Genomic DNA, 24,799 nt, shown 5'->3' on the forward strand with positions numbered 1-24,799 from the left:
CAGCACCGCAACGGCGATCCAGCTGGCCAGCGACTCGGGCAACACACTCATCGGGAACGACACCTCATGGAAAGCACAAAGAAAAACGCCCCCCAACCGGGGGCGGTCGGGGGGCGTGGGGTACCGGTCATGGCCGGTGATGCTAGCCGGTTATTCGGTCGCGGCGCCTTCGCTGGCGTCGGCCGTGCTGGAAACATCGCTGCTGCTCGAACCAGCCAGCTCGGCGGCTTCGGATTCGGCGATGGCGCGGCGCTCGGCCTCGTCCATCTGATCCTTGACCTTGCGCGCCTGGTGGTAAGCCATGCCGGTGCCTGCGGGAATCAGGCGGCCGACGATGACGTTTTCCTTCAGGCCGCGCAGCTCGTCGCGCTTGCCCATGATCGCGGCTTCGGTCAGCACGCGCGTCGTTTCCTGGAAGGAAGCGGCCGAGATGAACGAGTCGGTCGAGAGCGATGCCTTCGTGATACCCAGCAGCAGGTTGGTGAACGTCGCGGGGATCTTGCCTTCGGCGCGCAGGGCGTCGTTGGTGTTGAGCATTTCGCTGCGTTCGACCTGTTCGCCGGAGATGTAGTTCGTCTCGCCGATGTTGTCGACCACGACGCGGCGCAGCATCTGGCGAACGATCACCTCGATGTGCTTGTCGTTGATCTTCACACCCTGCAAGCGGTACACGTCCTGCACTTCGTCCACGATGTAGCGCGCCAGTTCTTCCGAACCCAGCAGGCGCAGGATGTCCTGCGGGTCCGCCGGACCGTCGACCACGCTTTCGCCCTTGTTCACCACCTGGCCTTCGTGCACCAGGATGTTCTTTTCCTTCGGCACGAGGTCTTCCCAGACCGTGCCTTCCGGATCGGTGATCTGCAGGCGGATCTTGCCCTTCGTTTCCTTGCCGAACGACACGGTACCGGTCATTTCGGCCAGCATGCCCTTGTCCTTCGGCGAACGGGCTTCGAACAGCTCGGCAACGCGCGGCAGACCGCCGGTGATGTCGCGGGTCTTCTGGCCTTCGACCGGAATACGCGCCAGCACTTCGCCGGGGCCCACGTCCTGGCCGTCGCGGATCTGCACCAGGGCGCCGATCGGGAAGCCGATCGTCACCGAGTGGTCGGTGCCCGGGATCTTCACTTCGGCGCCAGAGGCGTCGATGAGCTTCACCTGCGGGCGCACGACCTTGGCAGCGCCGCGGCGCTTCGGATCGATCACGACCAGGGTCGACAGGCCGGTCACTTCGTCCACCTGCTTGGCGACCGTGAGGCCTTCCTCGACGTTCTCGAACTGCGTCTTGCCGGCGAATTCCGTGATGATCGGGCGCGTCAGCGGATCCCAGTTGGCGAGCACGTGGCCGGCCTTGATCTGCTGGTCGGCCTTGACCGCCAGGATCGCACCGTACGGCACCTTGTGGCGTTCGCGCTCGCGGCCGTGTTCGTCATGGATGACGATCTCGCCCGAACGTGCGATCACCACCAGCTCGTTCTTGCTGTTGGTCACGTAGCGCATCGTGGCGTTGAAGCCGATCACGCCGGTGGACTTGGCTTCGACGCTCGAGGCCACTGCCGCACGCGATGCCGCGCCACCGATGTGGAACGTACGCATCGTCAGCTGCGTGCCGGGTTCGCCGATCGACTGGGCCGCGATCACACCGACGGCTTCGCCGATGTTGATCAGGCCGCCGCGACCCAGGTCGCGGCCGTAGCAGGTGGCGCAGATGCCGAAGCGGGTTTCGCAGGTCAGCGCGGTGCGGACCTTGACTTCGTCGACGCCCTGGGCTTCCAGGACTTCGATGTTGTCTTCGTCGAACATCTCGCCGGCCTTCAGCAGCACCGAACGGTTTTCCGGGTGCAGCACGTCGTCCGCAGCCGAGCGGCCGAGGATACGGTCGCGCAGCGATTCGATCACTTCACCGCCTTCGACGATGGCGCGCATCAGGTAACCGCCGTGCGTACCGCAGTCCTGCTCGGTCACGACCAGGTCTTGCGTCACGTCGACCAGACGACGGGTCAGGTAACCCGAGTTCGCGGTCTTCAGCGCCGTGTCGGCCAGACCCTTACGGGCACCGTGGGTGGAGATGAAGTACTCCAGCACGTTCAGGCCTTCGCGGAAGTTCGCGGTAATGGGCGTCTCGATGATCGAGCCGTCCGGCTTGGCCATCAGGCCCCGCATACCGGCCACCTGGCGAATCTGCGCTGCGGAACCGCGGGCGCCGGAGTCGGCCATCATGTAGATGGAGTTGAACGACTCCTGCTCGACTTCCTTGCCGTGGCGGTCGATGACCTTCTGCTTCGACAGCTTGGCCATCATGACCTTCGACACTTCGTCGCCGGCCTTGCCCCAGATGTCCACCACCTTGTTGTAGCGCTCGCCGGAGGTCACGAGACCCGAGACGTACTGCTGCTCGATCTCCTTCACTTCCTTGGCGGAACGCTCGATGATGCCGTGCTTCTCGGCGGGCACCAGCATGTCGTCGATCGCGATCGAGATGCCGGCCTTGGTTGCCAGACGGAAGCCGTTTTGCAGCAGCTTGTCGGCGAACACGACGGTCTCTTTCAGGCCGCACTTGCGGAACGAGACGTTGATGAGCTTGGAAATTTCCTTCTTCTTCAGCGCCTTGTTGATGTTCGAGAACGGCAGGCCCTTCGGCAGGATCTCGGACAGCAGTGCACGGCCCACGGTGGTGTCCACCAGCGAGGTCGACGGCGTGAACACGCCGGTTTCCTTGTCCTTGGTGTACTCCGTGATGCGCACGGCGACCTTGGCGGTCAGCTCGACTTCGTTGGCGTCGAGCGCGCGCTGCACTTCACCGATGTCGGAGAAGATCAGGCCCTCGCCCTTGCCGTTGATGCGGTCGCGGGTCGTGTAGTACAGACCCAGCACCACGTCCTGCGAAGGAACGATCGACGGTTCGCCCGAAGCCGGGAACAGCACGTTGTTGGAGGCCAGCATCAGCGTGCGGGCTTCCATCTGTGCTTCCACCGACAGCGGCACGTGGACGGCCATCTGGTCGCCGTCGAAGTCGGCGTTGAAGGCCGCGCAAACGAGCGGGTGCAGCTGGATCGCCTTGCCTTCGATCAGGATCGGCTCGAACGCCTGGATGCCCAAACGGTGCAGCGTAGGCGCACGGTTCAGCATGACCGGGTGTTCCTTGATCACTTCTTCCAGGATGTCCCAGACCACCGGCGTGCCGGATTCGACTTCCTTCTTGGCCGCCTTGATCGTGGTCGCGATGCCCATGGCTTCGAGGCGCGAGAAGATGAAGGGCTTGAAGAGTTCGAGCGCCATCAGCTTCGGCAGGCCGCACTGGTGCAGCTTGAGCGTCGGGCCCACCACGATGACCGAACGGCCCGAGTAGTCGACGCGCTTGCCCAGCAGATTCTGGCGGAAGCGGCCGCTCTTGCCCTTGATCATGTCGGCGAGCGACTTGAGCGCGCGCTTGTTGGCACCCGTCATGGCCTTGCCGCGACGGCCGTTGTCCAGCAGCGAGTCCACGGCTTCCTGCAGCATCCGCTTTTCGTTGCGCGCGATGATTTCCGGAGCCTTCAGCTCCAGCAGGCGGCGCAGACGCGAGTTGCGGTTGATGACGCGGCGGTACAGGTCGTTCAGGTCGGAGGTCGCGAAGCGGCCGCCGTCCAGCGGCACCAGCGGACGCAGGTCCGGTGGCAGCACGGGCAGCACGTCGAGCACCATCCACTCGGGCTTGATGCCCGACTTGCGGAAGGCTTCCAGCACCTTCAGGCGCTTGGAGTTCTTCTTGACCTTGACTTCGGAGCCGGTCAGGTCGCCGCGCAGGCGTTCGATCTCGCTGTCGAGCTCGATCCCCTGGAGCAGGTCCTTGATGCCTTCGGCGCCCATCTTGGCGATGAATTCGTCGCCGTATTCCTTGCGCTTCGCGTCATAGTCGTCCTCGGACATGATCCCGAACTTCTTCAGCGGGGTCATGCCGGGGTCGGTGATCACGTACGCTTCGAAATACAGCACGCGTTCGATGTCGCGCAGCGTCATGTCGAGCACGAGGCCCAGACGCGACGGCAGCGACTTCAGGAACCAGATGTGGGCGCAGGGTGCGGCCAGGTCGATGTGACCCATGCGCTCGCGACGCACCTTGGTCTGCGTGACTTCAACGCCGCACTTCTCGCAGATCACGCCGCGGTGCTTCAGGCGCTTGTACTTGCCGCACAGGCACTCGTAGTCCTTGATGGGGCCGAAGATCTTGGCGCAGAAGAGACCGTCGCGCTCGGGCTTGAAGGTCCGGTAGTTGATCGTCTCTGGCTTCTTCACCTCGCCGAAAGACCACGAACGGATCTTCTCGGGCGAAGCCATGCCGATCTTGATGGCATCGAAATGCTCATCGGGCGTAAATTGCTTGAACAGGTCGAGTAGCGATTTCATAAGACTCTTTCCCTTTTCAAATTAAGAACGCTCGAGCTCGATGTCGAGCCCCAGCGAACGAATTTCCTTGACCAGCACGTTGAACGATTCCGGCATGCCGGCTTCGATCGAGTGCTCGCCCTTGACGATGCTTTCGTACACCTTGGTACGGCCTTGCACGTCGTCGGACTTCACGGTCAGCATTTCCTGCAGGACGTAGGCGGCGCCGTAGGCTTCCAGCGCCCACACTTCCATTTCCCCGAAACGCTGGCCGCCGAACTGCGCCTTGCCGCCCAGCGGCTGCTGCGTGACGAGCGAGTACGGGCCGGTCGAGCGGGCGTGCATCTTGTCGTCGACCAAGTGGTGCAGCTTCAGGAAGTGCATGTAGCCGACGGTGACGGGACGCTCGAACTGGTCGCCGGTGCGGCCGTCGAACAGGTAGGCCTGCGTGCGCGTATCGGTCAGGCCCTTGAGCTTGGCGATGTCGTCCGGATAGGCGAGCTTCAGCATGCCGCGGATTTCTTCTTCCGAGGCACCGTCGAACACCGGCGTGGCGAAGGTGGCACCCGAGGACAGGTTGGCCGCCATGGTGAGCACGTCGGAGTCGCTCAGCTGGCCGAGTTCTTCCGGACGGCCCGAGCCGTTGTACAGCTGCTCCATGAACTTGCGCAGCTCGGCCACCTTGGCCTCTTGCTGCAGCAGGTCGCCGATGCGGTTGCCGATGCCCTTGCCGGCCCAGCCCAGATGCACTTCGAGCACCTGGCCCACGTTCATCCGCGAAGGCACGCCCAGCGGGTTCAGGCAGATGTCGCACGGCGTGCCRTCGGCCATGTGGGGCATGTCTTCGACCGGAACGATCTTCGACACCACGCCCTTGTTGCCGTGGCGGCCGGCCATCTTGTCGCCGGGTTGCAGGCGGCGCTTGACGGCCAGGTAGACCTTGACCATCTTGAGCACGCCCGCGGGCAGCTCATCGCCCTGCGTGAGCTTCTTGCGCTTTTCTTCGAACGCGAGGTCGAAGCTGTGGCGCGTCTGCTCCAGCGAGTTCTTGATCGACTCGAGCTGCGTTGCCACTTCGTCTTCCGCCGGGCGGATGTCGAACCAGTGGAACTTCTCGACCGACGACAGGTAGGCCTTGTCGAGCTTGGTGCCCTTGGCCAGCTTGTTCGGGCCGCCGTTGGCGACCTTGCCGGTCAGGAGCTTCTCGATACGGTCGAACGCGTCGGCTTCGACGATGCGAAGCTGGTCGTTCAGGTCGAGGCGGAAGCGCTTGAGCTCGTCGTCGATGATCTGCTGGGCGCGCTTGTCGCGCGTGATGCCTTCGCGGGTGAACACCTGCACGTCGATCACGGTGCCTTGCGAGCCCTGATCCACACGCAGCGAGGTGTCCTTCACGTCGGAAGCCTTCTCGCCGAAGATGGCGCGAAGCAGCTTCTCTTCAGGCGTCAGCGTGGTCTCGCCCTTCGGCGTGACCTTGCCCACCAGCGTGTCGCCCGGCTGCACTTCGGCGCCGACATAAATGATGCCGGATTCGTCGAGGCGGTTGAGCTGCTGCTCGGCCAGGTTCGGGATGTCGCGCGTGATTTCTTCGGCACCGAGCTTGGTGTCGCGGGCCATCACCACCAGTTCCTCGATGTGGATCGAGGTGTAGCGGTCTTCGGCCACGACGCGTTCCGAGATCAGGATCGAGTCTTCGAAGTTGTAGCCGTTCCAGGGCATGAACGCGATCAGCATGTTCTGGCCGAGGGCCAGTTCGCCGAGGTCGGTCGATGCGCCGTCGGCTACCACGTCGCCCTTGGCGATCTTGTCGCCGCGCTTGACGATCGGACGCTGGTGGATGTTGGTGTTCTGGTTCGAACGCTGATACTTGATCAGGTTGTAGATGTCCACACCGACTTCACCGGCAGCCGCTTCGGCGTCGTTCACGCGCACCACGATGCGGGTCGCGTCGACGTAATCGACGATACCGCCACGGGTGGCCGTGACCACGGTGCCCGAGTCGACCGCGGAAACGCGCTCGATACCGGTACCGACGATCGGCTTCTCGGGACGCAGCACAGGCACGGCCTGACGCTGCATGTTGGCGCCCATCAACGCGCGGTTCGCATCGTCGTGCTCGAGGAACGGCACGAGCGAGGCAGCCACCGACACGATCTGCGCAGGCGACACGTCCATGTACTGGATGCGCTCGGCACCGACCAGGATCGATTCGCCGGCTTCACGCGCCGAGACCAGGTCGCCCGTCAGCTTGCCGTCCTTGTCCAGGACCGCATTGGCCTGGGCGATGACGTACTTGCCTTCTTCGATGGCCGACAGGTAGTCGATGTCCATCGTGACCTTGCTGTCGACCACGCGGCGGTACGGCGTCTCGATGAAACCGTATTCGTTCAGGCGGGCGTACAGGGCCAGCGAGTTGATCAGGCCGATGTTCGGGCCTTCAGGCGTTTCGATCGGGCACACGCGGCCGTAATGGGTCACGTGCACGTCGCGCACTTCGAAGCCTGCACGTTCACGCGTCAAACCGCCCGGGCCAAGAGCCGACACGCGGCGCTTGTGGGTGATTTCGGACAGCGGGTTCGTCTGGTCCATGAACTGCGACAGCTGCGAGGCGCCGAAGAATTCCTTCAGCGCGGCCGAGATCGGCTTGCTGTTGATCAGGTCGTGCGGCATCAGCGGCTCTTGCTCCGCTTGACCCAGACGTTCCTTCACGGCCTTCTCGATGCGGGCCAGGCCGGTGCGGTACTGGTTTTCGGCCAGTTCGCCGACGCAACGCACGCGGCGGTTGCCGAGGTGGTCGATGTCGTCGACTTCGCCGTTGCCGTTGCGCAGGTCAACGAGGATCTTGACCACGGCCAGGATGTCTTCGTTGGTCAGCACCATCGGGCCGGTCGATTCGTCGCGGCCGACCTTGGCGTTGAACTTCATGCGGCCGACGCGCGACAGGTCGTACGTGTCCGGGTTGTAGAACAGGCGCTGGAACAGCGCTTGCACGGCGTCTTCCGTCGGCGGCTCGCCGGGGCGCATCATGCGGTAGATCGCCACGCGGGCTGCGAATTCGTCGACGGTTTCGTCGATGCGCAGCGTTTGCGAGATGTACGCGCCCTGGTCCAGTTCGTTGGTGTAGATCACCTGAACGTCCTGCACGCCGGCCGTGCGCAGCTTCTTCAGCAGTGCTTCGGTCAGTTCGTCGTTGGCCTTGGCCAGGATTTCGCCGGAGTCGGCGTCGACGATGTTGCGGGCGATGACGCGGCCGACCAGGAAGTCTTCCGGCACGCTGATGTGCGTGGTGCCCGACTGCTCGAGTTCACGCGTGTGGCGCGCGGTGACGCGCTTGTCCTTGGCGACCACGACCTTGCCCGACTTGTCGGTGATGTCGAAGCGCGCGACTTCGCCGCGCAGGCGCTCGGAGACGAACTCCATTTGCGCGCCGCTGTCCATCAGGCGGAAGTTGTCGTTCACGAAGAAGTTCGCGAGGATCGATTCCGGGTTCAGGCCGATGGCCTTCAGCAGGATCGTGACCGGCATCTTGCGGCGACGGTCCACGCGGAAGTACAGCATGTCCTTCGGGTCGAACTCGAAATCGAGCCACGAACCGCGGTAAGGAATCACGCGGGCCGAGAACAGCAGCTTGCCCGAGCTGTGCGTCTTGCCCTTGTCGTGTTCGAAGAACACGCCGGGCGAACGGTGCAGCTGGGACACGATCACGCGTTCGGTGCCGTTGATGATGAACGAACCCTTTTCGGTCATGAGCGGCACTTCGCCCATGTAGACCTCTTGTTCCTTCACTTCCTTGACCACCTTCGACTGCGACGTCGACGACTCGCGGTCATAGATGATGAGCTGGACCTTGGCGCGCACGGCCGAGGCGAAGGTCAGACCGCGGGTCTGGCATTCACGCACGTCGAAAGCCGGTTTCGCGAGGTTGTACTCGAGGAACTTCATCTCGACAAAACCGTTGTGCGAGACGATCGGGAAGGCGGCGTCGAACGCGGCCTGCAGGCCTTCGACGGTGCGTTGTTTGGGGGCGATGCCGGCTTGCAGGAACGCGGTGTACGCGTCTTTCTGCATCTGCAGCAGGTAGGGGATTTCGACGACGCTGTCGCGGTTACCGAAACTTTTTCGGATGCGCTTGCGTTCGGTGTAACTGTACGCGGACGATTGGGCCATGAGAGCTCCGGAGCTTGAGATCTTCAGCGACTTGTCAGCAGTGCCGGGGCACCACTGCTTGGCGGCTGGCCACTACCAGCCGTTGGCGGACAGCGATGCGTTGCACATCGCCCGAACCAAGGGGTCTTCTGCAGTCGGGGTCAGAAGACACTCAAAAAACGTCTTGGCTTTTGCTTTTCCGTCGACCTGAAGGTCTCCGGGAAAGCCGGCGCCAAGCCGGCTTTTGGGTGCGCTCTGAAAGCGGCAAAGGCTGGAGGGCCTTTTCAGGCACCTCCAGCCCTCTAGGGGGACTGAATTACTTCAGTTCCACCTTGGCGCCGGCTTCTTCCAGCTTCTTCTTGGCGGCTTCAGCGTCAGCCTTGGACAGGGCTTCCTTGACAGCCTTGGGAGCGGCTTCCACCAGGTCCTTGGCTTCCTTGAGGCCCAGGCCGGTGATTTCGCGCACAGCCTTGATGACCGAAACCTTGTTCGCGCCGACATCAGCCAGCACGACGTTGAATTCGGTTTGTTCTTCGGCCACTGCAGCGGCGGGGCCTGCAGCTGCGGGGCCTGCCATGGCGGCAGCGCTCACGCCAAACTTCTCTTCGATGGCTTTCACCAGTTCGTTGAGTTCCAGGACCGTCATGCTGTCGAGCGCGGTCAGAAATGCGTCTTTATCGAATGCCATTTTTGTTTCCTAACAATTGGGTTGAATATTTCAAACGCAAGCCGGCTTATGCGGGCTGCGCCTCGGCTTCTGCCGGTGCATCGGCTGCGGGTGCTGCTGCGCCTTCCCCACGCTTCGCGGCCAGCGCCGCGAGAACGCGTGCCGTACGGGAAATCGGGGATTGCATCAAGCCCAGCAACTGCGCCAGCAACACTTCCTTCGAAGGGATGCTTGCGAGCTGCTTCACGCCGTTCACGTCCAGGGCCTTGCCGCCAAACGCACCACCGCGAATCACCAACTTGTCGTTGGTCTTCGCGAAGTCGGCCACCACCTTGGCGGCGGCCACTGCGTCTTCGGAAAAGCCGTAGATCAGCGGGCCGGTCATCTGGTCGCCAATGACTTCGAATGCGCTACCAGCGACAGCACGGCGTGCCAGCGTGTTCTTCAACACGCTGAGGTTCACACCCTTGCTGCGCGCTTCGCTGCGCAGTTTGGTCATATCGGCAACCGTGATGCCACGGTATTCCGCCAGCACGAGCGTTTGAGCTTTTGCGGCGAGGCTGGTCACATCACTGATGACCGCTTCTTTCTCACTGCGATTCAGACTCAAGGTCTACTCCTTTTAATGCGATCTTCGGCCGGGGCCTCGGATCGCGCTTCATGCAGCGACCAACTGTTAGGAACAAAAATCAAATTCCTTGCAGTGGGGTCGCCATCTGCGCTGATTGCCGGACAAAAGGTCCGGCGATTAAGTGCAGGCACCCTGCACACCAGCGGTCTTGGATGGCTCACGGCAACCGAAGCTGCCGCGACCCACCACATTCGCCCCACCCTTTCGGGCAAGGCAAATCTCTTTAGCTCGCCGAGATGGTTTGCGTGTCCACGCGGACACCCAGACCCATGGTCGACGACACAGCCACCTTGCGCAGGTACACGCCCTTGCTGGTCGCCGGCTTGGCCTTGACCAGCGCGTCGATCAGCGCAGCGAGGTTGCCCTGCAGCTTGTCGGTGTCGAACGAACGACGGCCGATCGTGCCGTGGATGATGCCGGCCTTGTCGACGCGGAACTGGACCTGACCAGCCTTGGCGTTCTTCACAGCCGTGGCGACGTCCGGGGTCACGGTGCCAACCTTGGGGTTGGGCATCAAACCGCGCGGGCCGAGGATCTGACCGAGCGTACCGACGACGCGCATGGCGTCGGGGGCAGCGATCACGACGTCGAAAGGCATGTCGCCAGCCTTGACCATCGCAGCCAGGTCGTCCATGCCGACGATGTCGGCGCCGGCGGCCTTGGCTTCTTCAGCCTTGGCGCCCTGGGCGAACACAGCCACGCGCTTGGTCTTGCCGGTGCCGTTGGGCAGCACGACGGCGCCACGCACGACCTGGTCCGACTTCTTCGCGTCGATGCCGAGCTGCACAGCCACGTCGATCGATTCGTCGAACTTGGCGGTGGCGGCTTCCTTCACGAGGCCGATCGCGTCAACGAGTGCGTACAGCTTGTTGCTGTCGACCTTGCCTTCGAGCGCCTTTTGCTTCTTGGTGATCTTGGACATTTACACGCCCTCCACATTCACGCCCATCGAGCGGGCAGAGCCGGCGATGGTGCGAACTGCTGCGTCCAGATCGGCTGCAGTCAGGTCCTTCATCTTGGCCTTGGCGATTTCTTCGAGCTGTGCGCGCGTGATCTTGCCGACCTTGTCGAGGTGCGGACGGGCCGAGCCCTTGTCCAGCTTGATGGCCTTCTTGATCAAGGTGATCGCCGGGGGCGTCTTGATGATGAAGGTGAAGCTCTTGTCAGCGAACGCGGTGATGACCACCGGCAGCGGCAGACCCGGCTCGACGCCTTGGGTCTGCGCGTTGAACGCCTTGCAGAACTCCATGATGTTCAAACCACGCTGGCCCAGTGCGGGACCGATGGGTGGTGACGGATTGGCCTTACCAGCTGGTACTTGCAGCTTGATGAAGCCGACGATTTTTTTCGCCATGCTTTGCTCCTTGCGGGTGATATCGCCTTGGCTCTCGCCGCGGCTCCCCGGGGTTAAACGACTCTTTTCACACTGTCTTCGCGCCGAGTCGGGGAGCGCGAAGACCTTCTAATCAGTTGAGGACAGCGCACGCTTCGCGTGGTCTGTCCCGCAAAGCCTCAGGTTTTCTCGACCTGGCTGAATTCGAGCTCGACAGGCGTGGAGCGGCCGAAAATCATGACCGACACGCTGACCTTGCTCTTCTCGTAGTTGACGTCTTCCACCGTGCCATTGAAGTCGGTGAACGGGCCTTCCTTGACGCGCACGAACTCGCCGACGGTGAACTCCACCTTGTGGCGCGGCTTCTCGGTGCCCTGCTGCATCTGGCTGACGATGTCCTCGACTTCCTTCTGCGAAATCGGTGCCGGGCGGTTCTTGGCGCCACCCACGAAACCCGTCACCTTGTTGGTGTGCTTCACCAGGTGCCAGCTTTCGTCGTCCATGATCATTTCGACCAGCACGTAGCCCGGGAAGAAGCGACGCTCGGTCGTGCGCTTCTGGCCGTTCTTGATCTCGACCACTTCTTCGGTCGGGACCAGGATGCGGCCGAACTTGTCCTGCATGCCGGCGCGGTTGATGCGCTCGGTGATGTTGCGCTCGACAGCCTTCTCCATGCCCGAATAGGCATGAACCACGTACCAACGCAGATCGGGGTTGGCAGCGGGGGCCAGAATCGGAGTGTTCTCTTCTTCAGGCGTGGTTTCAACTACGTCGTCGGTCATTGCTTACTTTCTCCAGCCCAGAATGAGGTCGAAAAACACCCATTCGAGTGTCTTGTCGGTGAGCCAGAGGAAGACGGACATGATCGCCACGAAGGCAAACACATAAGCCGTCATCTGCATCGCTTCCTTGCGGGTCGGCCAGACGACCTTCTTGACCTCGCGCCACGAGTCGCGGCCGAAGGCCCACAACTGACGGCCATTCTCCGAACTGCCGAAGGCACCCACGGCTGCGGCAAGGCCGACCAGCAGTGCAGCCCACTGCACCAGCGAGCCTTGGCGCGACAGCAGATAGAACGCCACGATGGCGCCCACTGCCAGCACCACGGCCGCGGCCAATTTGGCCTTGTCGGCGCCCGTGCTCACGGTTTCGATTTGAGAAGTGGCCATGTTTGGCTGATTTCCTGTGCCTTTCGGCCTTCAATTCAATGCGTCTCTTGAGACGCCGAAGCCCGTCGGGACGCGACGGGCTTTTTTCGGAGTGCCACCTAGGTGGCAGGGGCAGTAGGAATCGAACCTACAACCTTCGGTTTTGGAGACCGACGCTCTGCCAATTGAGCTATACCCCTCCGGTACTCTTTACGCTCGGCTTAGATGTCGAGGATCTTGGCCACGACGCCCGAACCCACGGTACGGCCGCCTTCACGGATGGCGAAGCGCAGGCCTTCTTCCATCGCGATCGGGTTGATCAGCTTCACGGTGATGCTGACGTTGTCGCCAGGCATGACCATTTCCTTGTCCTTGGGCAGCTCGATCGCGCCGGTCACGTCCGTCGTGCGGAAGTAGAACTGCGGACGGTAGTTGTTGAAGAACGGCGTGTGACGGCCACCTTCGTCCTTGGACAGCACATACACCTCGGCGGTGAAGTGCGTGTGCGGCTTGATCGAGCCGGGCTTGCACAGCACTTGGCCGCGCTCGACTTCTTCGCGCTTGGTGCCGCGCAGCAGCACGCCGACGTTGTCGCCAGCCTGSCCCTGGTCCAGCAGCTTGCGGAACATTTCCACGCCGGTGCAGGTGGTCTTGACGGTCGGGCGGATGCCGACGATCTCGATTTCYTCGCCGACCTTGATCACGCCACGCTCCACRGCGCCGGTCACGACGGTGCCRCGACCCGAGATCGAGAACACGTCTTCGACGGGCATCAGGAAGGTGCCGTCCACGGCGCGCTCGGGCGTCGGGATGTAGGTGTCGAGCGCTTCRGCCAGCTTCATGATGGCTTCTTCGCCCAGCTTGCCCTTGTCGCCTTCCAGGGCCAGCTTGGCCGAGCCGTGGATGATGGGGGTGTCGTCGCCAGGGAACTCGTACTTGTCGAGCAGCTCGCGCACTTCCATTTCAACGAGTTCGAGCAGCTCGGCGTCGTCGACCATGTCGCACTTGTTCAGGAAAACGATGATGTAGCCCACACCCACCTGGCGAGCCAGCAGGATGTGCTCRCGSGTCTGGGGCATCGGGCCGTCGGCGGCCGAGCACACCAGGATGGCGCCGTCCATCTGGGCAGCGCCGGTGATCATGTTCTTCACATAGTCGGCGTGGCCGGGGCAGTCGACGTGTGCGTAGTGGCGGTTGGCCGTTTCGTACTCGACGTGGGCGGTGTTGATCGTGATGCCGCGGGCCTTTTCTTCGGGCGCYGCGTCGATCTGGTCGTAGGCCTTGGCTTCGCCGCCGAACTTGGCCGACAGAACGGTTGCGATYGCAGCCGTCAGCGTGGTCTTGCCGTGGTCAACGTGACCGATCGTGCCCACGTTCACGTGCGGCTTGGTGCGGGTGAACTTACCTTTTGCCATTTTTCGACTCCGAAAAAAACGATTTCAACGTATGCAGATGGGTTGCAAACCTGCCGTTGCAACCCCCAAAAACTGGTGCCCTTTGCGGGAATCGGACCCGCGACCTCTCCCTTACCAAGGGAGTGCTCTACCACTGAGCCAAAAGGGCTTTTGTCTAACCAATCGCTTTTCCGGCGCTGAACCGAGTCTCTGGAGCGGGAGACGGGAATCGAACCCGCGTCATCAGCTTGGAAGGCTGGGGTTCTACCATTGAACTACTCCCGCATCGGGGCACTTCAAGGCACCCAAAGCGCTAGATCCAATCGCTCTTAGAAACCAAATTCATCGCTGGTGGAGAGGGCTGGATTCGAACCAGCGTACTCGTAAGAGGGCAGATTTACAGTCTGCTGCCATTAACCACTCGGCCACCTCTCCGGCGAACCTCGAAATATAGCACGATTTTGTGACTACACAGAACCCCCAGCACCAAGAAGAAGCGGGAAAACTGCACGAGGCGGGAACCGCGGGGATTATCCTCGAATTCAGCCGCCCATCTGGCGCGCCTCCCGCCAAGCGCGCGCCTCGCCGAAATGTCCGCAGCCAATGAAAGGCACGGGCGGGCGCAACGCGGAAAGCGGCGACGGATGGTTCGACATCAGCACCTTGTGGCGCTTAACGTCGATCAACGCACGCTTACTTTGCGCATGCGAGCCCCACAGCATAAAAACAACAGGTTTCGCACCGTCCGATACATGGCGGATGACGGCATCGGTCAGCACCTCCCAGCCACGGCCGGAGTGGCTGGCCGGCTGGGCCTCCTCGACCGTGAGGCAGGTGTTGAGCAGCAGCACGCCGTGGGTCGCCCACTTCACCAGGCTGCCGCCCGGATGCGGGAACGGCGGCGGCGGCGTTCCAAGGTCGCGTTGGAGCTCCTTGAAGATGTTGCGCAGCGACGGTGGCAGCGCCACGCCGGGCGCCACCGAGAACGCGAGCCCTTCGGCCTGGCCGCGCCCGTGGTACGGGTCCTGGCCCAGGATCACGACGCGCACGTCTTCGGGCGGCGTCAGCTCCAGCGCCCGCAGCGGCCGCGGAGGAAAGATCACGGCCCCGGCATCGAGGCGTTCGCGCAGGAAACTCCGCAGCTTCTGCCCCACGATGCCGGCAAAGAAGTCGTCGACCAGCGGCTGCCAGCCCGGCGCCACAGGCCAGTCGGCGGGATCGCTGCTCGACAGCTGATCCGCCCCGCTCATTTGAACAACGCAGCGAGGGCCTCGCCGGGTTCCTTGGCACGCATGAACGCTTCACCGACCAGGAAGGCGTTGACGCCCGCCGCACGCAGCGTGGCGACGTCTTCGCGCGTGGCGATGCCGGATTCGGTCACCGCCAGCCGGTCGGCCGGCAGCCTGGGCAGCAGGTCGATGGTGGCCTGGATCGACACCTCGAAATTGCGCAGATTGCGGTTGTTGACGCCGATGAGCGGCGTCCTGAGCTTGAGCGCGCGGTCGAGTTCGGCCGCGTCGTGCACTTCGACCAGCACGGCCATGCCGAGCCCGCGCGCGATGGCCTCGAAATCCTTCATCTGCGCGTCGTCGAGGCAAGCGGCGATCAACAGGATCGCATCGGCGCCCATCGCGCGCGATTCGTACACCTGGTACGCATCGACGATGAAATCCTTGCGCAGCACCGGCAGGTCGCACGAGGCACGAGCCTGCTTGAGATAGTCGACGCTGCCCTGGAAAAACTGCTTGTCGGTCAGCACCGAAAGGCAGGCCGCGCTGATTTCACCGTCGCCCTCGGCATAGCTTTGCGCGATGTCGGCCGGAATGAAGTCTTCGCGCAACACGCCCTTGCTCGGGCTGGCCTTCTTGACTTCGGCGATCACGGCGGCCTGGCCGGCGGCGATCTTGGCGCGCAGGGCGGCTTCGAAATCGCGCGTCAGCACGCGGCTTTCGGCATCGAAGCGGATGGCTTCGAGCGAGGTGCGCTTCTGCGCGGCCGCGATCTCCTGGTGCTTGACGGCAACGATCTTGTCGAGGATGTCGGACATGGCTTCTTGTGCTTTCGGTTTTCTCTGGACTCAGACGGTCGTCGAGGCCTTGACCAGCTCGGCCAGTTTGGCCTTTGCCGCGCCCGACGCGATGGCCGTGCGCGAGCGTTCGATGCCCGCAGCCACCGAATCGACCACATTGGCGGCATACAGCGCCGCACCGGCGTTCAGCAGCACGATGTCGAGGGCCGGGCCAGCCTGATTGTCGAGCACGCCCAGCAGCATTGCCTTCGACTGCTCGGGGGTCTCCACACGCAGCGCGCGGTTGCTCGACATCGCAAAACCGAAGTCCTCCGGGTGCAACTCGTACTCGCGGATCTCGCCGTCCTTGAGCTCGCCCACCATGGTGGCGGCGCCGAGCGAGATTTCGTCCATGCCGTCGCGCCCGTAGACCACCAGCGCGTGCTCGGTGCCGAGCCGCTGCAGCGCGCGCACCTGGATGCCCACGAGGTCGGGGTGGAACACGCCCATCAGGATGTTCGGCGCCCCCGCCGGGTTGGTCAGCGGCCCGAGGATGTTGAAGATGGTCTTGATGCCCAGCTCCTTGCGCACCGGTGCGACGTTCTTCATCGCCGGATGGTGGTTCGGCGCGAACATGAAGCCGATGCCCACCTGCTCGATGGAGCGCGCGATCTGCTCGGGCTTCAGGTTGATGTTGACGCCCAGCGACTCCAGCACGTCGGCGCTGCCCGACTTGCTCGACACGCTGCGCCCGCCGTGCTTGCTGACCTTCGCACCGGCCGCGGCCGCAACGAACATCGAGCAGGTCGAGATGTTGAAGGTGTGCGAGCCGTCGCCGCCGGTGCCGACGATGTCCACGAGGTGCGTCGTGTCGGTCACGGGCACCTTGGTCGACACCTCGCGCATCACCTGCGCGGCGGCAGTGATTTCGCCGATGGTTTCCTTCTTGACGCGCAGGCCGGTGATCAGCGCGGCCATCATCACGGGCGAGCATTCGCCGCTCATGATGAGCCGCACGATGTGCAGCATCTCGTCGTGGAAGACCTCGCGGTGCTCGATGGTGCGCTGCAGCGCTTCCTGGGGAGTGATCATGGGAAGTCTCCTGGGTGTTTGTCAGTGGCCGGCGCGAACGGCCGGGGCGTCGGTGAACGCGAGCTTGAGGCCGAAGCCGATGAAAAGGACGCCGGCGGCGCGATCGAGCCAGTGCATGCCCTTCTGCACCGCGCCGCGACGCGCCATCCAGCCCGCCGCCACGGCCCAGCCCACGTTGACGGGGATCGCATTGAGGTTGAAAAGCACGCCCAGCAGCACGAAGGCGACAGCCGTGTTGCCGGTGCCCGGTGCAATGAACTGCGACACGAAGGCCAGGAAGAACAGCGCGACCTTCGGGTTGAGCACGTTCGTCCAGAAGCCACCGAGAAAGATCGCCTTGAGGCTGCGTTCCCCGCTCACCGCGGCGGCCGCCTTGCCCAGGTCGGCGGGCGGCGTCGCGCGCGACAGCAGCATGCGCACGCCGAGGTAGAGCAGATAGGCCGCGCCGATGTACTTGAGGACCGTGAAGGCCGCTGCGGAAGTGGCCATCAGCGTTCCGACGCCCACTGCAGCGGCAAGGATGTGAACGAAGCAGCCGGTCGTGATGCCAAGCCCCGCCACGATGCCGGCGCGCACGCCGGAGCGCAGCGAGTTCGCCACGATGTAGAGCACATCGGGCCCCGGCGTCAGGTTCAGCAGCCAGCCTGCGGCGATGAAAGCGAGCAGATGCGGAAGATCGGGCATCGCGGGCTCCTGCGCGTCAGGCGTTGAAGAAGCCGCGGATGGCTGCGATGGCGCGGTCCACCCCAGTCGCATCGACATCGAGGTGCGTCACGAAGCGCAGGCGATAGAGCCCGGTCGCGAGAATGCCCTGCTGGTTGAGGCTCGCGAGCAGTTCCGACGAGCGCGCCTGCGCCGCACCCGTGAGATCGACGAACACGATGTTGGTGTGCGGCGCCTCGACCTTGAGGCCTTCGATGCCTTCGAGCCCCTGCGCAAGGCGCTGGGCCAGTGCGTGGTCGTCGGCGAGTCGGTCGACGTGGTGATCGAGCGCATGCGAAGCCGCTGCCGCGAGCAACCCGGCCTGCCGCATGCCGCCGCCCGCCATCTTTCGGATGCGGTGCGCCTGTGCGATGAACTCGCGCGAACCGACCAGCGCCGAGCCGATGGGTGCGCCCAGCCCCTTGCTGAAGCAGACCGACACGCTGTCGAAGCACTGCGCGATGCGGCGCGCCTCGGCGCGGATGTCGCTGCGCTTGTTCAACGCGGCCTGCGCGGTCGCGGCATTGAAGAGACGCGCCCCGTCCAGATGCCGCTGCAGCCCCTTGCCCTTGGCCAGATCCGTCGCCGCCTGCACGTACTCGAAGGGCAGCAGCTTGCCGCCCAGCGTGTTCTCCAGTGCCAGCAGCCGCGTGCGCGCGAAATGCGCGTCGTCGGGCTTGATGGACGCCTCGATCTGCGCAAGCGGCAGCGTGCCGTCGGGCGCATGGTCGAGCGGCTGCGGCTGCACGCTGCCGAACACCGCGGCGCCGCCGCCTTCCCAGCGGTAGCAGTGCGCCTGCTGGCCCACGATGTACTCGTCGCCACGGCCGCAATGCGAAAGGATCGCGCACAGGTTGCTCTGCGTGCCGGTCGGCACGAAGAGCGCCGCCTCGAAGCCCAGCAGCGCGGCGATCTTCTCCTGCAGCGCGTTGACGCTCGGATCGGTGCCGAAGACGTCGTCACCGAGCGCCGCCGCCATCATGGCCTCGCGCATCGCGGGCGTGGGTTGCGTGACGGTGTCGCTGCGCAGATCAACGATGGAATGAGAGGTCGGCATGTCTTTGGATCCTTAGTGGGAATACCGCGGAACCGGCTCTGCCGGGCCGCTGGTATTGCCCCCGGCGAGGGGGTTGGCGAAGCGACACGAAGTGCGCGAAGGCTGGGGGAGAGCCATGCCAGTCAATCCAGGAAGTTCTTGAGCATCGCGTGGCCGTGCTCGGTGAGGATCGATTCGGGGTGGAACTGCACGCCTTCGATGCGCACGTCATGCGCAAACCCGGTGTGCCGCACACCCATGATCTCGCCGTCGTCGGTCCAGGCGGTGACAGCCAGGGCCTTCGGGCAGCTCTCGCGCTCGATCGAGAGCGAGTGGTACCGGTTGACGATGAACTTCTCGGGCAGCCCCGCGAACACGCCCTCGCGCGTGGTCGTGATCACGCTGGTCTTGCCGTGCATCAGCTGCTGCGCGCGGACGATCTTGCCGCCGAAGGCCGCGCCGATGGCCTGGTGGCCGAGGCACACACCCAGAATGGGCAGCTTGCCCGCGAAGGCCTCGATGGCCGCCACCGAAACGCCCGCCTCCGCCGGCGAGCAAGGCCCCGGCGACACCACGAGCCGGGTCACGCCGGAGGCGATCAGTTCGCCGATCTGCGCCACCGTGATCTCGTCGTTGCGATGCACCTGTACATCCGCCCCCAGCTCGCCCAGGTACTGGACGATGTTGTAGGTGAAGGAATCGTAGTTGTCGATCATCAGCAGTTTCATGGCTTGCTCACAATCCGGTGCACGCCCTTGACGACGGGGAACACGTTGAAGTTGATCAGGAGGCCCAGCTTGAGGCCCGAGAGCCGCAGCGCGGCCAGCACCTGCGCGCGATGCAGATCGGTCAGCACATCGACCGCCTTGAGCTCGACGATGACCGACTGCTCGATCACGAAGCCCGCACGGTACACCTCGCCGAGCGAGCGGCCCTTGTAGGCGGCGGACAGCCCCACGTCGCGCGTGAAGCCGATCTCGCGCTCGGCGAGTTCGATCGCCAGTGCGGCCGCATAGGCGCTTTCGTCGAGCCCCGTGCCGAGCACGCGCTGCACCTCGACGGCGGCGCCGATGATCTCGTGCGAGAAGTCGTTCTGGATATCGGGTGCGTTGCTCATTCCAGGCCTTCCTCGACCAGTTCGGCGGCGCGCAACAGTGCGCGGGCCTTGGCTTCCGTTTCTTTCCACTCCAGCTCGGGCACCGAATCGGCGACCACGCCGGCCGCGGCCTGCACATGCAGCATCTGGTCCTTCACGATGCCGGTGCGGATCGCGATCGCCACGTCCATGTCGCCCGCATAGCTGATGTAGCCGCAGGCGCCGCCGTAGAGGCCGCGCTTGGTGGGCTCCAACTGGTCGATGAGTTCCATCGCATGCACCTTGGGCGCGCCGGTCAGCGTGCCGGCCGGGAAAGTGGCCTTGAGCACGTCGATGGCGGTCATGCCGTCCTTCAGCGTGCCTTCGACATTGCTCACGATGTGCATCACGTGGCTGTAGCGCTCGACCGCGAAGGCCTCGGTCACCTTGACGGTGCCGGTCTTGGCAATGCGGCCGATGTCGTTGCGCGCGAGGTCGATCAGCATCACGTGCTCGGCGCGCTCCTTCGGATCGTTGATGAGCTCCACCTCGGCGGCCTTGTCGAGCTCCAGCGACGCACCGCGCGGACGCGTGCCGGCCAGCGGGCGGATGGTGATCTTCTGTTCGCCCTCCCCCGTGTTCTCCTGGCGCACCAGGATCTCGGGCGAGGCCCCGACCACGTGGAAATCGCCCAGGTGGTAGTAGTACATGTAGGGCGAGGGGTTCAGCGAGCGCAGCGCGCGGTACAGCGACAGCGGCGACTCGGTGTAGCGCTTGCTGATGCGCTGGCCCACCTGCACCTGCATGAAGTCGCCGGCGGCGATCATTTCCTTGGCACGCTCGACGGCCGCCAGGTAGTCGGCCTTGGCAAAGCTGCGCTCGGGCGGGTGCGGCTGCGTGGGCTTCACGATGGGCGCGCTCACCGAGTACTTGAGCTTTTCCTTCAACTCGCGCAGGCGGCGCTTGGCGCCGGCATAGGCCTCGGGCTGCTTGGGGTCGGCGTAGACGATCAGGTAGAGCTTGCCCGAGAGGTTGTCGATGACCGCCAGCTCTTCGCACTGCAGCAGCAGGATGTCGGGGCAGCCCAGCGTGTCGGGCGGACAGGTCTTCTCGAGCTTGCGCTCGATGTGGCGCACGGTGTCGTAGCCGAAGTAGCCTGCGAGCCCGCCGCAAAAGCGTGGCAGGCCGGGCCGCAGTGCGACCTTGAAGCGCTTCTGGTATTCGGCCACGAAATCGAGCGGATTGCCTTTGGCGGTCTCGACGACCTGCCCGTCGGTCACCACTTCGGTGACCGCCTCGGCGCCGAAGCCGCTGGCGCGAAGCAGCGTGCGGGCCGGCAGGCCGATGAAGCTGTAGCGGCCGAAGCGCTCGCCGCCCACAACCGATTCGAGCAGGAAGCTGTGCTTGCCGCCGCCCTGCGAATGGGCCAGCTTGAGGTAGAGGGAAAGCGGTGTTTCGAGGTCGGCAAAGGCCTCGGCCATCAACGGAATGCGGTTGTAGCCCTGGGCGCTGAGGCTCTTGAATTCAAGTTCGGTGATCACGGATTCGTTCTCCAATTGCCTGCCGACGCTGCTTCGGCCGGTGGCAAGGTCATTCACTGGTGGTCCGGAGTCGGTAGCGATCCGGAGCCGCGGGCGCACGGCGTGCGCCGTGCAATCAAACAGTCAGCGAAGTATGGCTACGCCAGGGCCAGGCTCCCCGGCTGCCTTCACCTGTTTGAATGATGTGATGAACGAACATGGAAGGCCGAGTTTAGCCCACGAAAACGGGCCGGCGTGCAACTGGCGTCTTCAGGGTTCCCCCGAGGGCCATTCGTAAAACGAAAAGATACATTCGCACGACCGTTCGCAAATACAAGGAGGCTCACTTGCTCGCACTCTCGATACCGACCGTGTTCTCCCGTCTCGCCGCGCTGGCCTGCCTGGCCACGGCACTCGGCGCCTCGGCCGCGCAAGTGGATATCGCCGGCGTCAAGCTGGACGATCAGCTGGATTTGCGCGGTACCTCCCTGCAGCTCAACGGTGCGGGCGTTCGCTACAAGGCCATCTTCAAGGTCTATACGGCGGGCCTGTACCTGGGCAAGAAGGTCTCCACCGCCGAAGAAGCGCTGGCCGCACCCGGCCCCAAGCGCGTGGCCATCACGATGCTGCGCGACATCGACGCCAACGAACTCGGCAAGCTCTTCACCAAGGGCGTGGAAGACAACTCGCCGAAGAGCGAAATGGTCAACCTGATTCCGGGCCTCTTGCGCATGGGCCAGATGTTTGCGGACCAGAAACAGCTCAAGACCGGCGACACCTTCACCATCGACTGGCTGCCGGGCACGGGCACGGTGATCACGGTGCGCGGCGTGCCGCAGGCCGATCCGGTGAAGGAGCCCGCCTTCTTCAATGCGCTGCTGCGCATCTGGCTCGGCCCGAACCCGGCCGACTGGAAGCTGAAGGACGCGATGCTGGGCAAACCCTAGAGAACGGCCAGCGAATCCACGAAACCGTCCGCATCCACGCCGCGCACCGGCTCGCCGTGGTTGTAGCCGTAGGTCACCAGCACCACCGGGCAGCCTGCGGCCCTTGCGGCGCGGGCGTCGTTGCTCGAATCGCCGATCATCAGCGTGCGTGCCGGCACGGTGTGCAGCGCCTCGCAGGTCTTCAGCAGCGGCAGCGGGTCGGGCTTCTTGCGCTCGAAGGCGTCGCCGCCGAACACCAGCTCGAAGAAACCATCCAGCCCTTTCGCAGCCAGCAACGGCTTGGCGAATGAGGTCGGCTTGTTGGTGAGGCAGGCCAGCCGCAGGCCGCGCGCACGCAGCGCCTTCAGACCCTCGATCACCCCGGGGTACACGGCCGAGTGCTGGCCGTTGATAGCGAGGTAGTGATGCTGGTAGCGCTCCCAGGCGCGATCGAACAGGGCCTGCGCCTTCGATCGAACGCCCGCCGCGTCGACCGCGCCGGCAGGCGTCATCACATGTGCGAGCGCCGAAAGGATCAGGTGCTCCGAGCCCTTGCCCACCATCCGTTCGACCGCGGCCGGGTCGACACGTGGCAGCGCGAGGTCATCGAGCATGTGGTTCAGCGACACGGCGAAGTCGCCGAGCGTGTCGACCATGGTGCCGTCGAGGTCGACGATGGCGGCATCGAAGCGGGAAAGATCGAAGCTAATAGAGTTCAAGACAAACAAATAGAGTTGCGAAAACTGCCTGTCACTTTACAGAGCACCATGGCCGTTCGGACACACCTAGCCTCAATGGAAATGACGGCAGCCCTTGTGATCTTCATCGCTTATCACTGGGTCGGACTCTCCAACAGAAACTACGCGATCGGCCGGAGCATTCAATTCGTTCGTGGTCCAGCAGGCGATCTGAGCGGTCGACTTTCAGAGAAGCGTCGCCCGCATCGGTTCTTTCACACAGCCTCGGCCGAATTTTGCCGTAGCCCCCAATGCTCGATCCGGTGCTCGCCCTCATCGATGAAGACCTGCTCATAGCGCAAGCGCCATGCACTTTCGCGCATCCCGGCTTCCTCGAACCCGAATGGGTCTAGGGCAGGAGTTGCGCGAAACAAGACGGCAAGTATCGTTTCACAGAACTCCTGCACGGACTTCACTCCGATTTCACTTGAGTCACGCACACTGCTTCTCGACAGTGGTTCGGCGCTGGTAGAGGCCAGGGAGAAAAAAAACCGCTCAGGGAACCGCCTCGATGCCGACCGCTGTCACTCTTCATGCTCAGGCTTTCGTCATCGATGCAGTCAAGGACTCGCCGCTGTCGAAAGTTTGAGCGGCAGCCGCACAGGTCCAGCGATTGCAAGCAATTTGACCCTGGGTGCAGACACCCTCTGTCTGACTCCTCGGCTTTGATCGACAAACGGACCCCGAAGGGTCCGTTTGTAGTTGCCTCCCAGGCTTGCCGGCCCTGCCAAGGAAAATCTACTCGGCGGCCTCGCCTTCCTCTTCGTTTTCGGCTTCTTCAGCGCGGCGAACCGTCACAAAGTTTGTAGCATCTTCCACGAACGCCATGAGCTTTTCGTCGGGCGCCATCCCGCGCACTTCTGTCTGGAGGCCGTCGCCATTTTTGTAGTCGACTTGCACCAGCGCAAAACAGGCCAGCGGCTCTTCCATTTCCCCTTCATCGCCGCCGTCGTATACAGCGACCCACCCTTCAGCGGGCATGATCTGAAGGATCTTCACTTCTTCCATCGATTCACTCCAAGTTCAAAGATTGCGTTGCGCCGCGCAGCATATCCCATGGAAAAGAGCCCCGAAGGGCTCACGGCGCGCGGCGCGGCCGCCGCGCGGGCTTGTCCTGGCGGGCCCACTCGGCCTGTTCGATCAGGCGGCCGAGTTCGACCACGGCCGGACTGCGGTCCTTCGCGTCGCCTTCGCCGTAGGCCAGCGTGAAGTCCAGCGTCGACAGCGCGGGCAGGCCGTCGCGCTCGTCCAGCACCACCATGCCCGGGCGCAGGTTGTCGCGGGTGAACGTGGCCACCGCGAGGCCGCTCAGCGCGACCGTGCGCAGGTCCTGCAGGCTGTGCGAGCTGAAGGCGCCGTGCCAGGGGATGCCGGCCTTGTTCAGCGCATCGATGCTGACCTGGCGGCACACGCAGGGCGTTGGCGAATAGGCCAGCGGCAGCGAGGCGTCGTCGGCGCGCTCGAAGCCCTCGGCAGCGGCCCACACCATCGGCAGACGCCGCAGCAGCGTGCCCTGGACCGCACCCGAGACCGACACCACCACCGCCAGGTCGAGCTCGCGCTCGCGCACCATCGTGGCCAGGTCGAGCGTCAGACCCACGCTCACCTCCAGCCGGACGTTGGGACAACTGCGCGAGAACTGGCGCAACAGCTGCGGCAGGCCCTCGCTCATGAAGCTCTCGGGCACGCCGAAGCGCACCGTGCCTTCGATGGGCGAGCAGCGGAAGTGCCGCGTCAGCGCGTCCTGCGCCTGCAGGATGCGCTCGGCATGGCGCAGGAAGTCCTCGCCGTCGGCGGTCAGGCTCAGGCGCCGCGTGGTGCGGTGGAACAGCGGGCGCCCGACCAGTTCTTCCAGCCGGCGGATCTGGTGGCTGACCGCCGATTGCGTCAGGTGCAGTTGCTCTGCAGCGCGGGTAAAGCCGTTGGCCTGATGGACGGCGATGAATGCCTGCAGGAGGCCGGTGTCGAAGCTCATGGCCGCTAGATTAATGAATCGCCTTCGTGAATGGAAGGAAATTTAAT

22 protein-coding genes and 4 tRNA genes are annotated in these 24,799 nt (G+C 63.8%); 1 reads left to right on the top strand and 25 read right to left on the bottom strand.

Features of this window, described 5'->3' with window-relative positions; genetic code table 11:
* Window positions 1-150 precede the first annotated feature (150 nt).
* The 21 genes from rpoC to trpE form a co-directional block, all read right to left on the bottom strand.
* Window positions 151-4,383, bottom strand: coding sequence for a DNA-directed RNA polymerase subunit beta' (gene rpoC / locus AC1DXX_RS22790; protein WP_478136491.1), 4,233 nt, complete (start codon window positions 4,381-4,383; stop codon window positions 151-153).
* 21 nt (window positions 4,384-4,404) lie between these two features.
* Window positions 4,405-8,529, bottom strand: coding sequence for a DNA-directed RNA polymerase subunit beta (rpoB, locus tag AC1DXX_RS22795; protein WP_478136492.1), 4,125 nt, complete (start codon window positions 8,527-8,529; stop codon window positions 4,405-4,407).
* A gap of 295 nt (window positions 8,530-8,824) precedes the next feature.
* Window positions 8,825-9,196 (bottom strand): 50S ribosomal protein L7/L12, encoded by a 372-nt coding sequence (rplL, locus tag AC1DXX_RS22800; RefSeq protein ID WP_198789614.1) that lies wholly within the window; start codon window positions 9,194-9,196, stop codon window positions 8,825-8,827.
* A gap of 46 nt (window positions 9,197-9,242) precedes the next feature.
* Window positions 9,243-9,785 (bottom strand): 50S ribosomal protein L10, encoded by a 543-nt coding sequence (rplJ, locus tag AC1DXX_RS22805; RefSeq protein ID WP_093023395.1) that lies wholly within the window; start codon window positions 9,783-9,785, stop codon window positions 9,243-9,245.
* A gap of 244 nt (window positions 9,786-10,029) precedes the next feature.
* The gene (gene rplA, locus AC1DXX_RS22810) at window positions 10,030-10,728 is read right to left on the bottom strand and encodes a 50S ribosomal protein L1 (protein WP_478136493.1); all 699 of its coding nucleotides are present in this window, start codon (window positions 10,726-10,728) and stop codon (window positions 10,030-10,032) included.
* Window positions 10,729-11,160: a 50S ribosomal protein L11 gene (gene rplK, locus AC1DXX_RS22815; RefSeq protein ID WP_093441997.1), complete on the bottom strand. Its 432-nt coding sequence runs from the start codon at window positions 11,158-11,160 to the stop codon at window positions 10,729-10,731.
* A gap of 158 nt (window positions 11,161-11,318) precedes the next feature.
* Window positions 11,319-11,921, bottom strand: coding sequence for a transcription termination/antitermination protein NusG (nusG, locus tag AC1DXX_RS22820; RefSeq protein WP_042579443.1), 603 nt, complete (start codon window positions 11,919-11,921; stop codon window positions 11,319-11,321).
* A 3-nt stretch (window positions 11,922-11,924) separates the two neighbouring features.
* Window positions 11,925-12,308 (bottom strand): preprotein translocase subunit SecE, encoded by a 384-nt coding sequence (gene secE, locus AC1DXX_RS22825; protein ID WP_007831049.1) that lies wholly within the window; start codon window positions 12,306-12,308, stop codon window positions 11,925-11,927.
* A gap of 103 nt (window positions 12,309-12,411) precedes the next feature.
* A tRNA-Trp gene (locus tag AC1DXX_RS22830) sits at window positions 12,412-12,487 on the bottom strand.
* Between the two features lie 21 nt (window positions 12,488-12,508).
* Complete coding sequence (gene tuf, locus AC1DXX_RS22835; protein ID WP_012745744.1) at window positions 12,509-13,702, bottom strand: elongation factor Tu; 1,194 nt, start codon at window positions 13,700-13,702, stop codon at window positions 12,509-12,511.
* Window positions 13,703-13,775: 73 nt separating this feature from the next.
* A tRNA-Thr gene (locus AC1DXX_RS22840) sits at window positions 13,776-13,850 on the bottom strand.
* 42 nt (window positions 13,851-13,892) lie between these two features.
* Window positions 13,893-13,966, bottom strand: a tRNA-Gly gene (locus AC1DXX_RS22845).
* A 64-nt stretch (window positions 13,967-14,030) separates the two neighbouring features.
* Window positions 14,031-14,116 (bottom strand) — tRNA-Tyr (locus AC1DXX_RS22850).
* A gap of 107 nt (window positions 14,117-14,223) precedes the next feature.
* Window positions 14,224-14,931 (bottom strand): uracil-DNA glycosylase, encoded by a 708-nt coding sequence (locus AC1DXX_RS22855; protein ID WP_478136494.1) that lies wholly within the window; start codon window positions 14,929-14,931, stop codon window positions 14,224-14,226.
* Window positions 14,928-15,728, bottom strand: a complete 801-nt coding sequence (gene trpC / locus AC1DXX_RS22860) for an indole-3-glycerol phosphate synthase TrpC (RefSeq protein ID WP_478136495.1) — start codon at window positions 15,726-15,728, stop codon at window positions 14,928-14,930. Before trpC ends, AC1DXX_RS22855 begins: the two co-directional genes overlap by 4 nt.
* A gap of 30 nt (window positions 15,729-15,758) precedes the next feature.
* Window positions 15,759-16,781: an anthranilate phosphoribosyltransferase gene (gene trpD, locus AC1DXX_RS22865; RefSeq protein WP_478136496.1), complete on the bottom strand. Its 1,023-nt coding sequence runs from the start codon at window positions 16,779-16,781 to the stop codon at window positions 15,759-15,761.
* Between the two features lie 21 nt (window positions 16,782-16,802).
* On the bottom strand, window positions 16,803-17,465 hold the full coding sequence (locus AC1DXX_RS22870) for a LysE family translocator (RefSeq protein WP_478136497.1): 663 nt from the start codon (window positions 17,463-17,465) through the stop codon (window positions 16,803-16,805).
* A 16-nt stretch (window positions 17,466-17,481) separates the two neighbouring features.
* Complete coding sequence (gene ltaE / locus AC1DXX_RS22875) at window positions 17,482-18,540, bottom strand: low-specificity L-threonine aldolase (protein WP_478136498.1); 1,059 nt, start codon at window positions 18,538-18,540, stop codon at window positions 17,482-17,484.
* A gap of 122 nt (window positions 18,541-18,662) precedes the next feature.
* The gene (locus AC1DXX_RS22880; protein ID WP_478136499.1) at window positions 18,663-19,247 is read right to left on the bottom strand and encodes an aminodeoxychorismate/anthranilate synthase component II; all 585 of its coding nucleotides are present in this window, start codon (window positions 19,245-19,247) and stop codon (window positions 18,663-18,665) included.
* Entirely contained in the window at window positions 19,244-19,636 is a 393-nt protein-coding gene (locus AC1DXX_RS22885; protein WP_478136500.1) for a GxxExxY protein, read from the bottom strand. Before AC1DXX_RS22885 ends, AC1DXX_RS22880 begins: the two co-directional genes overlap by 4 nt.
* Window positions 19,633-21,135 carry an anthranilate synthase component I gene (trpE, locus tag AC1DXX_RS22890; protein ID WP_478136501.1) on the bottom strand — a complete coding sequence of 501 codons (1,503 nt, stop codon included), beginning with the start codon at window positions 21,133-21,135 and terminating at the stop codon, window positions 19,633-19,635. The genes AC1DXX_RS22885 and trpE overlap by 4 nt, the downstream gene beginning before the upstream one ends.
* Window positions 21,136-21,461: 326 nt before the next feature.
* Between trpE and AC1DXX_RS22895 the strand changes: the two genes are divergently transcribed.
* On the top strand, window positions 21,462-22,061 hold the full coding sequence (locus AC1DXX_RS22895) for a chalcone isomerase family protein (RefSeq protein ID WP_478136502.1): 600 nt from the start codon (window positions 21,462-21,464) through the stop codon (window positions 22,059-22,061).
* Here AC1DXX_RS22895 and gph read toward each other — a convergent pair.
* The 4 genes from gph to AC1DXX_RS22915 all read right to left on the bottom strand — a co-directional run bounded on the left by gph (window position 22,058) and on the right by AC1DXX_RS22915 (window position 24,752).
* On the bottom strand, window positions 22,058-22,759 hold the full coding sequence (gph, locus tag AC1DXX_RS22900; RefSeq protein WP_478136503.1) for a phosphoglycolate phosphatase: 702 nt from the start codon (window positions 22,757-22,759) through the stop codon (window positions 22,058-22,060). The genes AC1DXX_RS22895 and gph overlap by 4 nt on opposite strands.
* A gap of 233 nt (window positions 22,760-22,992) precedes the next feature.
* Complete coding sequence (locus AC1DXX_RS22905; RefSeq protein ID WP_478136504.1) at window positions 22,993-23,193, bottom strand: hypothetical protein; 201 nt, start codon at window positions 23,191-23,193, stop codon at window positions 22,993-22,995.
* A gap of 322 nt (window positions 23,194-23,515) precedes the next feature.
* Entirely contained in the window at window positions 23,516-23,785 is a 270-nt protein-coding gene (locus AC1DXX_RS22910; protein WP_478136505.1) for a hypothetical protein, read from the bottom strand.
* 70 nt (window positions 23,786-23,855) lie between these two features.
* Window positions 23,856-24,752, bottom strand: coding sequence for a LysR family transcriptional regulator (locus AC1DXX_RS22915; RefSeq protein WP_478136506.1), 897 nt, complete (start codon window positions 24,750-24,752; stop codon window positions 23,856-23,858).
* Window positions 24,753-24,799: the final 47 nt, after the last annotated feature.

This window comes from Variovorax sp. P4_B10 (assembly GCF_056402375.1).

Excerpts from the sequence above, each read along its gene's own strand:
- trpC (WP_478136495.1), bottom strand. The coding sequence starts at position 15,728 with ATGTCCGACATCCTCGACAAGATCGTTGCCGTCAAGCACCAGGAGATC.
- AC1DXX_RS22910 (WP_478136505.1), bottom strand. The coding sequence starts at position 23,785 with ATGGAAGAAGTGAAGATCCTTCAGATCATGCCCGCTGAAGGGTGGGTC.
- secE (WP_007831049.1), bottom strand. The coding sequence starts at position 12,308 with ATGGCCACTTCTCAAATCGAAACCGTGAGCACGGGCGCCGACAAGGCC.
- ltaE (WP_478136498.1), bottom strand. The coding sequence starts at position 18,540 with ATGCCGACCTCTCATTCCATCGTTGATCTGCGCAGCGACACCGTCACG.
- rplK (WP_093441997.1), bottom strand. The coding sequence starts at position 11,160 with ATGGCGAAAAAAATCGTCGGCTTCATCAAGCTGCAAGTACCAGCTGGT.
- trpD (WP_478136496.1), bottom strand. The coding sequence starts at position 16,781 with ATGATCACTCCCCAGGAAGCGCTGCAGCGCACCATCGAGCACCGCGAG.
- AC1DXX_RS22915 (WP_478136506.1), bottom strand. The coding sequence starts at position 24,752 with ATGAGCTTCGACACCGGCCTCCTGCAGGCATTCATCGCCGTCCATCAG.
- nusG (WP_042579443.1), bottom strand. The coding sequence starts at position 11,921 with ATGACCGACGACGTAGTTGAAACCACGCCTGAAGAAGAGAACACTCCG.
- rplL (WP_198789614.1), bottom strand. The coding sequence starts at position 9,196 with ATGGCATTCGATAAAGACGCATTTCTGACCGCGCTCGACAGCATGACG.
- AC1DXX_RS22855 (WP_478136494.1), bottom strand. The coding sequence starts at position 14,931 with ATGAGCGGGGCGGATCAGCTGTCGAGCAGCGATCCCGCCGACTGGCCT.
- rplA (WP_478136493.1), bottom strand. The coding sequence starts at position 10,728 with ATGTCCAAGATCACCAAGAAGCAAAAGGCGCTCGAAGGCAAGGTCGAC.
- AC1DXX_RS22880 (WP_478136499.1), bottom strand. The coding sequence starts at position 19,247 with ATGAAACTGCTGATGATCGACAACTACGATTCCTTCACCTACAACATC.
- AC1DXX_RS22885 (WP_478136500.1), bottom strand. The coding sequence starts at position 19,636 with ATGAGCAACGCACCCGATATCCAGAACGACTTCTCGCACGAGATCATC.
- rpoC (WP_478136491.1), bottom strand. The coding sequence starts at position 4,383 with ATGAAATCGCTACTCGACCTGTTCAAGCAATTTACGCCCGATGAGCAT.
- AC1DXX_RS22870 (WP_478136497.1), bottom strand. The coding sequence starts at position 17,465 with ATGCCCGATCTTCCGCATCTGCTCGCTTTCATCGCCGCAGGCTGGCTG.